This window comes from Actinoplanes sp. NPDC048988 (assembly GCF_043197815.1).
GTDB lineage: Bacteria > Actinomycetota > Actinomycetes > Mycobacteriales > Micromonosporaceae > Actinoplanes.
On sequence record NZ_JBICTW010000007.1, the window covers coordinates 245,073 to 256,101 of the forward strand.

11 protein-coding genes and 1 pseudogene are annotated in these 11,029 nt (G+C 72.0%); 6 read left to right on the top strand and 6 right to left on the bottom strand.

Annotated features, from left to right (window positions below; genetic code table 11):
- The first annotated feature begins 20 nt into the window (after positions 1 to 20).
- Together ACGFJ7_RS24005 and ACGFJ7_RS24010 are read left to right on the top strand one after the other, a co-directional pair.
- Positions 21 to 1,991: an alkaline phosphatase family protein gene (locus tag ACGFJ7_RS24005; RefSeq protein WP_360255608.1), complete on the top strand. Its 1,971-nt coding sequence runs from the start codon at positions 21 to 23 to the stop codon at positions 1,989 to 1,991.
- Positions 1,992 to 2,045: 54 nt separating this feature from the next.
- On the top strand, positions 2,046 to 2,462 hold the full coding sequence (locus ACGFJ7_RS24010; RefSeq protein WP_360255606.1) for a DUF6232 family protein: 417 nt from the start codon (positions 2,046 to 2,048) through the stop codon (positions 2,460 to 2,462).
- Positions 2,463 to 2,467: 5 nt separating this feature from the next.
- Here the strand turns inward: ACGFJ7_RS24010 and ACGFJ7_RS24015 are convergent, their stop codons facing one another.
- A complete protein-coding gene (locus tag ACGFJ7_RS24015; RefSeq protein ID WP_360255604.1) occupies positions 2,468 to 3,172 on the bottom strand; it encodes an SDR family NAD(P)-dependent oxidoreductase in 705 nt (234 codons plus the stop codon).
- 3 nt (positions 3,173 to 3,175) lie between these two features.
- The gene (locus ACGFJ7_RS24020; RefSeq protein WP_360255602.1) at positions 3,176 to 3,748 is read right to left on the bottom strand and encodes a helix-turn-helix domain-containing protein; all 573 of its coding nucleotides are present in this window, start codon (positions 3,746 to 3,748) and stop codon (positions 3,176 to 3,178) included.
- 55 nt (positions 3,749 to 3,803) lie between these two features.
- Between ACGFJ7_RS24020 and ACGFJ7_RS24025 the strand changes: the two genes are divergently transcribed.
- Complete coding sequence (locus ACGFJ7_RS24025; protein ID WP_360255599.1) at positions 3,804 to 4,619, top strand: SDR family oxidoreductase; 816 nt, start codon at positions 3,804 to 3,806, stop codon at positions 4,617 to 4,619.
- Here the strand turns inward: ACGFJ7_RS24025 and ACGFJ7_RS24030 are convergent.
- Positions 4,616 to 5,113, bottom strand: a complete 498-nt coding sequence (locus tag ACGFJ7_RS24030; RefSeq protein ID WP_360255596.1) for a MarR family transcriptional regulator — start codon at positions 5,111 to 5,113, stop codon at positions 4,616 to 4,618. The two genes, ACGFJ7_RS24025 and ACGFJ7_RS24030, sit on opposite strands and share 4 nt — an antisense overlap.
- A 19-nt stretch (positions 5,114 to 5,132) precedes the next feature.
- On the opposite strand from ACGFJ7_RS24030, the gene ACGFJ7_RS24035 reads away from it, so the two are divergent.
- Positions 5,133 to 6,173: a DMT family transporter gene (locus ACGFJ7_RS24035; RefSeq protein ID WP_360255593.1), complete on the top strand. Its 1,041-nt coding sequence runs from the start codon at positions 5,133 to 5,135 to the stop codon at positions 6,171 to 6,173.
- A 46-nt stretch (positions 6,174 to 6,219) separates the two neighbouring features.
- Here the strand turns inward: ACGFJ7_RS24035 and ACGFJ7_RS24040 are convergent.
- The 3 genes and pseudogenes from ACGFJ7_RS24040 to ACGFJ7_RS24050 form a co-directional block, all read right to left on the bottom strand.
- A pseudogene (locus tag ACGFJ7_RS24040) lies at positions 6,220 to 6,855 on the bottom strand (cyclase family protein); the annotation flags it as partial.
- Positions 6,856 to 6,878: 23 nt separating this feature from the next.
- Positions 6,879 to 7,916, bottom strand: coding sequence for a YbhN family protein (locus ACGFJ7_RS24045; RefSeq protein ID WP_360255590.1), 1,038 nt, complete (start codon positions 7,914 to 7,916; stop codon positions 6,879 to 6,881).
- A 47-nt stretch (positions 7,917 to 7,963) separates the two neighbouring features.
- Complete coding sequence (locus ACGFJ7_RS24050) at positions 7,964 to 8,869, bottom strand: hypothetical protein (RefSeq protein ID WP_360255587.1); 906 nt, start codon at positions 8,867 to 8,869, stop codon at positions 7,964 to 7,966.
- Positions 8,870 to 9,042: 173 nt separating this feature from the next.
- Here ACGFJ7_RS24050 and ACGFJ7_RS24055 point away from each other — a divergent pair, with 173 nt between their 5' ends.
- Positions 9,043 to 10,059 (top strand): effector-associated domain EAD1-containing protein, encoded by a 1,017-nt coding sequence (locus ACGFJ7_RS24055; protein ID WP_360255585.1) that lies wholly within the window; start codon positions 9,043 to 9,045, stop codon positions 10,057 to 10,059.
- Positions 10,059 to 11,024 (top strand): effector-associated domain EAD1-containing protein, encoded by a 966-nt coding sequence (locus tag ACGFJ7_RS24060; RefSeq protein WP_360255583.1) that lies wholly within the window; start codon positions 10,059 to 10,061, stop codon positions 11,022 to 11,024. Before ACGFJ7_RS24055 ends, ACGFJ7_RS24060 begins: the two co-directional genes overlap by 1 nt.
- Positions 11,025 to 11,029 lie beyond the last annotated feature (5 nt).

Here is an 11,029-nt window from a genome sequence, read left to right on the forward strand (position 1 = left end):
TTCTTCCGTAAGATCGGCATATGAGTGGGCGGGGCGTCCGGGACGCCATGCTGGGACTCGTGCCGACCTCGGTGGCCCTGCTGGTGGCGGCGGCGGTGCTCGACGGGCTGGCCTTCTCGTCGCTGTGGCTGGCCCTGCTGATCGCCACCATGCTCGGGCTCGTGGACGCGGTGGTCCTGCCCGTGCTGCGGATCCTGGCCGCCCGGGTCGGTGCCGTGATCTCCCTGCTGCTGGGTATCGCGGCCCAGATCGCGGTGGTCGAGGCGGCGCTCGTGGTGGTGCCCGGCGTGACCGTCACGGGCTGGGCCACGGCCGCCTGGACGCTGCTGATCGTGTCGGTCGTGCTGGCCGTGAACCGCTGGCTGGCCGGGGTCAACGACAGCTCGTACCTGGTCGCCGATCTGATCCACCGGGGCCGGGTGCGCCGCCGGCCGGCCGAGGGTGGCGGCGGCGAGGGCGTCGTGATCGTGCAGATCGACGGGCTGCCGTTCCCCGTCCTGGAGGTCGGCATCGCGGCCGGAACGCTGCCGACGCTGTCGCGGTGGATCCGCTCCGGGTCGCACGACGCGGCGCGCTGGTGGGCCCGGGTGCCCTCGACCACGCCGGCCAGCCAGGCCGGCCTGCTGCACGGCACCAACGACGGGATCCCGGCGTTCCGGTGGTACGACAAGGAGGCGGGCCGGCTGTTCGTGGCCAACCGCCCGGCCGACGCGGCCGCCATCGAGGCCCGCCTGTCCGACGGCAAAGGACTGCTGGCCGAGGGCGGCGTCAGCATCTCCAACATGTTCAGCGGGGACGCGCCGACCGCGCACGTCGTGATGAGCCGGGCCGGGCACAGCTTCGGGCTGGGGCCGGGCAAGGCCTACGTACGGTTCTTCGCGAGCCCGTTCGTCCTGGTGCGCGCACTCGTCCGGACGGTCGGGGAGATGGTCAAGGAGCTCTACCAGGGGCGTCAGCAGCGGCTGCGGGGAATCGAGCCCCGGGTCTCGCGGCACGGGTCGTACGTGGCCCTGCGCGGCCTGACCAACGTGCTGCTCCGTGATTTGAACGTGGCGCTGGTGGCCGAGCACATAATGGCGGCGGCGCCGGTCATCTTCGTGGACTTCGTCGACTACGACGAGATCGCCCACCACGCGGGCGTGCTCCGGCCCGAGTCGCTGGCCGCCCTGGCCGGCCTGGACGGGGTGCTGGCGACCCTGGAACGGGTGGCCGAGGCGGCACCCCGGCCGTACCGGTTCGTCGTGCTCTCCGACCACGGCCAGAGCCAGGGCCACACGTTCCGCCAGCTCACCGGCCGGCCCCTGGAGGACGCGGTGCGGCAGCACACCGGCGCCGGGAAGGCGTCGACGCTGGCCGACACCCGCGACGCCGAGGCGTGGGGGCCGCTCAACGCGATGCTCACCGAGGTGCTCGGCAAGTCGCGGCTCGGCCCCAACCCGGGTCACGGCGCCGCGCCCGACGGCGACCGGCCCGAGCTGGTCGTGGTCGGCTCGGGCAACCTGGGGCTGGTCTGGTTCCCGCGACTGGCCGGCCGGGTGCCGATCGAGGAGCTGGGGCGGCTGTTCCCCGGTCTCATCCCGGGGCTGCTCGGTGAGCCGGGCATCGGTTTCGTGGTCGTGGACAGCGCGCGGGGGCCGCTCGCGGTCGGCCGGGACGGCGTACACGTGCTGGAAGAGGGTTTGGTCGAAGGCGCCGACCCGCTGGAGCCGTTCGGTCCCCGGGCCGCGCCCGACCTCGCCCGGGTGGCGGCGATGGACAACGCGCCCGACCTGTACGTGCATTCGACGCTGGACGAGCGGACCCGGGAGGTGCACGCCTTCGAGGAGCTGGTGGGGTGTCACGGCGGCCTCGGGGGCTGGCAGAACGACGCCGTCCTGGTCCACCCGGCCGACTGGCCGCTCGACGACCCGCTCCTGTACGGCGCCGACGCCGTGCACCGGCAGCTGGTCCGCTGGCTGGAGGGATGCGGGGCGCGGAAGTCACTTCGCTGACCGAGCGCTGCGATCAAGGCCGTGGATGCATACGCTTCGGTGGGGGTGGCCGCCGTGACCAGAATCTACTACCGGGGCCCGGATGCCATCGTCACGGGCGACCACATCGTCTGGCTGACCGAGCCGGTGCGGACCTTCCCGCGACGGGAGCTGCGCGACATCGGCATCGTCCGCGGGGCGCCGCCGCCGCTGAGCGCGGGCGCCCTGGTCCTCGCGGGACTGAGCCTGCTGGTCGCCGTGGGCGCCCTGGCCGCGGCGGCGTACGCCGACAGCACGGGCCTGTGGGTCGCCGCGGCGATCGTCGACGTGGTGGCGCTCGGCTGCGTCGGGGCCGCGCTGGGCCGGCGTACCCGGCCCTGGGAGATCCACGCGGTGCACCGCGGCGCCGAGGTCGTGGTCTACGCCAGCGCCGACGACCGTGTCTTCCACCAGGTCTCCCGGGCGATCCGGCGCTCCCTGGAGATGGCCTGAGCCGGTCAGGGCAACGGCGTACCGGTGAGCTCGGCCAGGGCGCCGAGCAGCCGATCCTGGAAGCGGGGATCGGCGGCGCTGGGATGGGGGTCGTGGCGCCGCTGGTGGTACCAGTAGCCACCGCTGGTCCGGGCCGCCGGGTCGTCGCTGGTGGCCAGCCACTCCTGGGTGCGGTGCCCGAGCCGCAGGTCGTCGGGGGCGCCGGGACCGCCCATCCGGGTCGGCACCCAGCCCGGGTCGACGGCGTTGCTGAGGACGCCGGGCCACCGCCGGGCCACGGCGAGGGCCAGGGTGGTGACGAAGAGCTTGCTGTCCGAGTACGAGCCGGCGCCGAGCAGCCCGACGTCGGGCCGCCCGCCGCGGTGCATGCCGCTGGTCAGATAGACGAGCCGCGACGGCCCGTCGATGAGGGCGGTGAGCAGGTACGGCGCGACCACGTTGACCGGCATGACCCGAGCGTCCCGGTAGACGCCCGCGTTGTGGACCACCACATCGACCCGGCCGGCCCGCTCGGCCACCGCCCGGGTCTGGCCGATGTCGGCCAGGTCGCCGACCACCCCCGACGCTCCGCGTTCCAGCAGATCGCCGACCGCGCCCAGCCGCTCCGCGCTGCGCGCGTGGACGACGACCTCGTGCCCCTCGCCGAGCAGAGTCTCGGCCGTGAGCCGGCCGAGACCGTCCGCCGACCCGGTGATGAAGACGCGGGCCACGGGCTACTCCGCCCACGCGGCGACGCCGGCGCCGGCGCGGTGCAGGCAGTCGCGGACGCGTCGCAGGTAGACGTCGAAGGGCTCGTCCGGCTCCCACGTCTGGTAGGCGGTCGCCGTCGCCGCCTGGGCCAGGTTGAGCTGCAAGGCCGCGGTGGTCGGATCGGGTTCGCGGGCGAAGACCCACTCGTGCAGATCGGCCCGGAACTGGGCGCCGAAGTCCTCGGTGGACTGGGCGAGCGCGGGGGACTGCTTCTTGAGCCGGCGCTGCAGCGGCATCCGGTCGGCCAGGCGCTCGTTGAGCCCGATCATGATCGCGGTCAGCGAGTCCCAGAGCGGCTCGCCGGCCGGGCGGGCGGCCATCATCGCCCGCCAGTTCTCCCGTTCCTCCGGGTCCTGGTCGAAGACCACCGCCTCCTTGCTGGCGAAGTAGTTGAAGAACGTCGCGCGGGAGACGTTGGCCGCCGCCGCGATCTGCTCGACGGTGACCGCGTCGTACCCGTGCTCGTCGAACAGCCGCAGCGCGGCGGCCCGGATGGCGCGCCACGCGGCCAGCTTCTTGCTCTCCCGCAGGCTCATGTGATAAATCATACCTGTGTTTGACGCCGTCCATCTTTAGACGCAGTCTAGATCCATGAGCAAGCACTGGTTCATCACCGGAACGTCCCGCGGCTTCGGCCGCAACTTCGCGGAGGCCGCCCTGAAGCGCGGCGACAAGGTGGCCGCCACCGCCCGCGACCCGAAAACCCTCGACGACCTGGTGGCCGAGTACGGCGACGCGATCCTGCCGCTGGCCCTGGACGTCACCGACAAGGGCGCCGTCGCCGCGGCGGTCCAGGCCGCCCACGACACGTTCGGCCGGCTCGACGTGGTCGTCAACAACGCCGGCTACGGCCTGTTCGGCACCGTCGAGGAGATCACCGAGGCGCAGCTGCGCGACCAGCTCGAGACCAACCTGTTCGGCGCCTTCTTCGTCACCCAGGCCGTCCTGCCGATCCTGCGCGAGCAGAAGAGCGGCCACATCGTGCAGATCTCCACCATCGGCGGCATCGGGGCCTTCCCCAGCCTCGGCGGCTACCACGCCTCCAAGTGGGCCCTCGAAGGGCTTTCCGAGTCCCTGGCCCAGGAGGTCGCTCCCTTCGGCGTCAAGGTCACCCTCGTCGAGCCCGGCGGCTACGCCACCGACTGGGCCGGTTCCTCGGCCGTGCACGCCGCCCCGAACCCGGCCTACCAGGCGCTGCGCGACGCCATGGCCGCCCGTCAGGGCGGCGCCGACTACGGCGACCCGGTGGCCGCCGGGCCGGCCCTGCTCCAGATCGTCGACGCCGAGAACCCGCCGCTGCGCGTCATCTTCGGCACCCAGCCGGTCGGAATCGCGAAGCACCTCTACGCCGAGCGCCTGCGCACCTGGGCCGACTGGGAGCACGTCTCGAACGCGGCACAGGGCTAGGGCGTTTCGAGGCGGGCCAGCCAGCGGGTCAGGATGGTCTCGAGGGCGGCGGCGTCGGCGGGGGAGAGCTCGTCCAGCAGGCGGCGCTCGTTGCGCATGTGGTCGGTGAAGGCCTGGTCGATCAGGGTGCGGCCGGCGTCGGTCAGCGCGACCACCCGGCCGCGGCCGTCGGTGGTGCTGGGGCGGCGGGTGACCAGGCCGTCGCGTTCCAGACGGTCGATCCGCTTCGTCATGGCGCCGGTGGTGACCATGGTGTGGGCGGCGAGTTCGCCCGGGGCGCGTTCGAACGGGGCGCCGGCCCGGCGCAGGGCGGCCAGCACGTCGAAGTCGCCCTCGCCCAGGCCGTAGCGGCGGTAGACGACGGTCAGCTGGTCGGTGAGGTGGCCGGCGACGCGGTGCAGGCGGCCGATCACGCCCTGCGGGGTGACGTCGAGGTCGGGGCGTTCGCGGGCCCAGGCCTGCTGGATCCGGGCCACATGGTCGGTAGCTTCCATGGAAGCTATAGTACCTTCCGTGGAAGCTACTTGGCGGTGGACGGTCATCACGGCGCTGGCGCCGATCGCGTTCGGGACCACCTACTTCGTGACCCACCGGTATCTGCCGGCCGGCTACCCGCTGTACGGAGCGGCGATCCGGGCGCTGCCGGCCGGGCTCCTGCTGCTGCTCGTGCGCCGGAAGCTGCCGTCGGGCTCGTGGTGGTGGAAGTCGCTGGCGCTGGGCACGCTCAACATGGGCGCGTTCTTCGCCCTGGTCTACCTGGCCGCGCAGACCCTGCCGACCAGCATCGCCTCGACCATCATGGCGACCTCGCCGGTGGTGCTGATGCTCTTCGCCTGGGCGGCGCTGTCCGAGCGGCCCCGCGGCGCGCATCTCGCGGGGGCCGCCGCCGGGGTGCTGGGAGTGTGCCTGATGCTGTTCACCGGGCCGGTCGCAGTGGACACGCGGGGCGTGCTGGCCTCGGTGTCGGCCATGGTCATGTCGTCGTTCGGCTACATCCTGGCCAAGAAGTGGAGCGCCGACATCGACGTGTTCTCGCTGACCTCGTGGCAGCTGATCGCGGGTGGGCTCATGCTCGTGCCGGCCGCGGTCCTGCTGGAGGGGGCGCCGCCGGCGCTGGACGGCGCGGCAGTCCTGGGCTTCGGCTACCTCACCGTCGTCGCGACGGCTGTCGCCTTCGCCGCCTGGTTCACCGGGCTGCGCCACCTGAGCGCGGGCACAGTCGGCCTGGTCGGCCTGCTCAACCCCGTGACCGGGGTGCTGCTGGGCACCGCGGTCGCGCACGAGACGTTGTCCGTACGGCAAATCGGGGGTCTGGTGTTGGTCTTCGCCGGGGTTCTGCTGGGTCAGCCCCTCCGGCGGTCGAGGAAGCCGGCGGCGGTGGAGCCGGGCGCGGTGCGGCCCTCGGCACGATCAACTAGGTCATCGCCAGGACGCGCGCCTGGCCGCCCGAGCCCTGCTCGTACGGGATCAGGCCCACGAAGACGGTCGCCCCGCGGCGAGGGAGCCGGTCGAGGTTGGCCAGGTTCTCCACGCCGTACCGGTCGGCGCCGGTGAGCGCGAGATGCGTCTCGAAGGTCTCCGACACCCCCGGATCGATGCTGAGCGTGTCGACCCCAAGGCTGCGCACGCGCCGGTGCCGCAGCAGCCACTCGCAGGCGTCGACGCCGAAACCCGGGAAGTGCAGCGTGCCCTGGGCGTCGGTGCCGCGGTAGGCGTTCGCGTCGCCGGCCTTGGCGCCCCACCCCGAATACATGAGGACGGCCGCGCCGTCCGGGATACGGCCATAGCGGCGTTCGTACGCCCTGAGGTCGTCCACGGTCACGACGGTGTCGGCGTCGCGCCGCGCCCGGCTCGCGATGTCGACCACCACCGCGGGCAGAACCAGCTCCTCCGGTCGCAGCTCGGTCGCCGTACGGCCGCCCGCCGTGAAATGCACCGGAGCGTCGACATGGGTGCCGATGTGCTCGACGGTGGTCCACTCCTGCATGTAGTAGCCGTCGCCGGCGATGGTCGCCACCGTCCGCCGAGCCGCCTCCTCACCCGGAGAGAACGCGGGGAAGGTGGTCGTGAGCGGATAGGTGAGATCGAGCAGCCCGCGTCTCCCGCTCGCCTCGGCCGGCGTGGCCACCGCGACCGAGGCGGCCACGGCCGCCCCACCGAACAGCGCCGCCCGGCGGCTCAACGTCTGCGTACACATGGTTGCTGCTCCCTCGGCTCGACTGGCGTCATTCCTCATCCTGCACAGCCGGCCGGCCGCCGTCACTCGGTCGGCGAACCGATGGTGCGCCGGCGCATCACGAGCCACGAGATCCAGCCGATGCCGATGATGAAACCGAAGCTGATGATGCGGTAGAGAACGACGGCGGCGATCGCCGTCGAGGCGCCGATGCCGCCGGAGACCAGGCCCAGGATCAGCGCGCTGTCGATGATGCCGAGCCCGCCGGGAACAAGGGTGACGGTGCCGGCCGCCATGCCCGCGCAGAAGGCGAGCAGGACCTGGGTGGCGTTGATCGGCTCGTCGCTGACCGCTCGCAGGCACAGCCACAGGCAGGCGGCGTCGAGCCCCCAGTTGAGCACGGCCGCGACGGCGGCGATGAGCCCGCGCCCCGGCGTCAGGCGGGCGGTGCCGAGCTGGGCGATGAAGCCGCGGGCGCCGTCCAGGCCGTGCTGGGCGGGCCGGCGCCGGAGACGGTTGACGACCCGCAGAACCACGCGTACGGCCGGATCGGCCCGGGCCGGGTTGTCGCTGACCCGCCGGGCGCCGACAACGAGCAGCGCGACGAGGGCGGCCAGGCCGGCCAGGCTGTACCAGTGCGGCGTGCCGTCGGAGGCGAGAGCGCCGACGGCGGTGACCACGGCCAGCGCGGTGGTGGAGAGAATGCCGGACAAGGCGATGACCCACGAGGCAACGGCCGGGGTGGCGCCGAAGTGGCGCATCTGCTGATAGTTGAAGCTGGTGGAGAAGGCGGGGCCGCCGGGAAGGGTCTCGTTGAGCGAGTGGGCGGCGTAGGCCAGGCTGAGGTTGCGGTGGATCGGCACTTTGAGGCCGGCCGAGCGCAGCAGCAGGTGCTGCATGCGGGCGTACGCGCCCATGGCCATCAGTTCGGCCACGAGCGCGGCGGCCAGCCAGCCCGGATCGGGCGCCTTCAGCTGGTGCGCCGCCGACGACAGCGACGGCCACCCGACGGCCAGCTCGACCGCGAACAGCACGACGATCGCCCCCACCGCCACATGCCGAACACGGCGGCGCCGCATCGGCCGGGCGGGGACGCGCACGGTCTCAGCCGACACGGTCATGCCTTCTCTTTCGGCGAGCCGGGCCGCGGCCTGACCTTTTGGTGCCGCTAGGTGCAGGCTTTCACCGGCTTGACGCGGCTGATGTCGTCCGGTGAGAGGGCCGCCACCTCGCCGTCGTCGGCGCGCCGGACCCGGAGTCGGCCGTCGGCGGTCGAGGGCAGGAACACGCCGCAGACCACGGAGCCGTCCGGCTTCGTGATCTGGACCGGCTCCGAGGTGGGTGGCTTGGCCGGGCCGAACACCACGAGCCCGACCGCCACGGCGAGCGCGGCGACAGTGGCCAGGGCGGCCTGGATGGCCCGCCGCAGGTGCCGCGCGGCGGCGCGGGGACGGTCCCGGTAGGCCTGGTACCAGTCGAGCAGCGCGTCGTCGTCGCCGACCGGGCGCACGGCCGGCATGCCGTGCGCGGCGCGGTAGGCCAGCAGGACCGCCGCCGCGGCGGCCGCGAACGCCAGAGCGAGCAGAACCCCGACGGCGATCTGGATCCACGGCAGCAGCGAGCGGATCGCGTCCCGGCCGGCCAGCGGCAGGATGAGCCCGGCCAGGCCGATCAGGGCGGCGATACCGGCGGTCCACTTGTCGCCGGCGGCGCGCAGGGCGGCGAGCTGGCCGTGCTGGGCTTTCCGGAAAGCTTCGGCGGCCTCCACCGGGCCGGGCTCGAAGGCCGGCCGGAGGGTCACGGTGCCGGCGTCGTCGAAGGTCGCCGTCACCGGCCACGTGCGGCCACATCCGGGCACCACGCCGTCCGGGCGATCGCGGTGGGGCTCGTCGCAGGCGCACTCGATCACGGCGGTCAGCTGTTTCGCCGCCGGCCCGGCGTTGGCCTCGAGGACGGCGGCGCTGCGTGGAAGATTGGCGATCGTGGTGGCACGGCACTCGGGGCAAGGCCCACTCAGCCTGACCTCGGTACGGCTGAGTTGCGCCTGCCAGCGGGCGAGCTGCGCGTTCGTCACGGCGACTCGCTCCACAACGTACCGCGTCGGCTTCATCGGCACATTAAAGCGGAGTTTGACCGTTTACCCGAAGCCCGATTGGGCGATGTGGACGAGGGGTGCCGGGTTGCGCCGTCGTACAGTTACGGGCACTCGCCGGTGGGGACCTGAGGAGGTGCGGCATCTCTCGGCCGTTGACCGGGCGCCAGCTGCGCGGGCTCTCCGACGCGCTGCTCGACGCCTACCCGAACCGCGACGGGTTTGAGCAGCTGCTCGAGTTCGACCTGGAGCGGTCGCTCAACCGGATGGTCGGCAACGTCAACATGACCGACACCGTCTTCGCGGTTCTGCTGGCGGCGCGGTCGCAGGGGTGGCTCGCGGCTCTGGTCGACGCGGCGCGGGAGGATCGCCCGGGCAACCCGGTTCTCCGTCAGTGGATCACGGAGGTCGACTGGCGATCGGAGCCGGCGCCGGCGGCGATTCCGGATCACTTCGAGCGGACGATTCGCCCCCACGCACCCGAGCTCCAGCCCAGGGCTTGGCATCAGAGGTGGGCTGAGCTCGAAGCCCGGACGTGCCGGATCGACGCCGAGACGGCGGGCGGCTACGCGCCGTTCGGCACCGGCTTCCTCGTCGGCCCGGGGCTCTGCCTCACCGCCGGTCACGTGATCGAGGAAGCGAAGATCAAGGGCCACGAGCCGGACGCCCTGCGGTTGCGATTTCCCGGCGGTCAGATGTTCCGACCGGACGCCGACCCGGTGGCGGCGTCGTCTCCGCGCAGCCCGGTCGACGAGTTGGCCGATCCGGGTGGCCGGCTTCCCGATCCCGGCCACCTCGACTTCGCCCTCCTGCGGATCGCCGGCCGTCCGGGCGACTCGCGAGGCTGGATCAGCGACGTGCGGGAACGGGTGCTCGAGCCGTACGACGAATTGGCGATCCTGCATCACCTCGACGGCGAAGACCAGACCCTCGCGTTCGGGTCGACGATCGGCCTCAACGGCAATGGCACCCGGCTGCGGCACACCGTCAACACCGCTCATGGATCATCGGGCGCGCCCTTGTTCGACATCAGCCTCAAGCTCGTCGCTGTCCACCAGAGCGGCGATCCGGACAAGCGGGTGAACCACCTGCCGACCCACAATCTGGCCGTTCCCGCGCTCGCGCTCCTCCGAGCCCTGCCGGCCGAGCTCGGCGCCTTCCGGACGCCCTGATGTCGCGCCGACCCCTCCGCCTGCTGCAGGCCGCGCTCGTCAGCGCGTACCCGGCGGACGAAAAGCTGGCGCGGTTCGTCATGTTCGACCTGAACCGGAATCTCGACCAGCTGGCGAAGCCCGGCGACCTGGACTCGAGGGCATCGGACCTCATAGTCGCGGCCAGAAGCGGCGGCTGGCTGGACGACCTGAAGCGCGATCTCATCGAGCTCAATCCGCACAACGAGGCGGTTCGCCAATTCGCCGAGGCGTCGGGGCTCGGTCAATCGATCGATTCCGGGCTGGCCGTGCCCAAAGCGGCCCGGCTGTTCAACGACGCCTACTTCGATCTCGCGGCCGTGCGGAACAAGGTCTACGAGTCGCACCTCAACGCCAACGGGAAGCGAGGCCTGCTCGGCCTCAGCGTCGTCACCGACGAGGACTCGGTGGCGAAGAGGCTGTGCGCGTGGTTGCCCGACTGCTTCGGCGACCTGCAGGAGAAGGACAACGTCACGCTCAGCGCCGTCATGTCCGATCCCGACCACAAGGTGAAGCAGGTCCTGCAACATCTGCCGGAGCTCGAGGACACCGGCGTGGTGTGCCGGGTGCTGGTCAACGACATCAGTCTCGGCGCCCTGGAACAGTTCTGGCAGGACGTCCGGGCCGCCTGCCAGGCCATCGAGAACTGGTTCGTGCTGGTCTTCGTGACCCGATCGGACACGCATCGGGCGGCTGACGTGATCGACCTCGGCCGGCCACGCTTCGAGAGCCTCGATGTGTACAAGTGGACGAACCGGGCCGCCCAGGAACTCGACTGGCCGCGCGAATTCGCCACCCCGTGGAGTCAATGGATCGAGCGGGTCGCGGCGGTGGACGGTGTGCTCAGCATTCCGTTGACCTACGGCGCGCTCAACCGCAGTGCCCAGGGCGTCAAGAAGCACCGCAACGATCCGGGCCGGTTCCTGGAGTGGCTGAAAGAGAGATGAGTCGA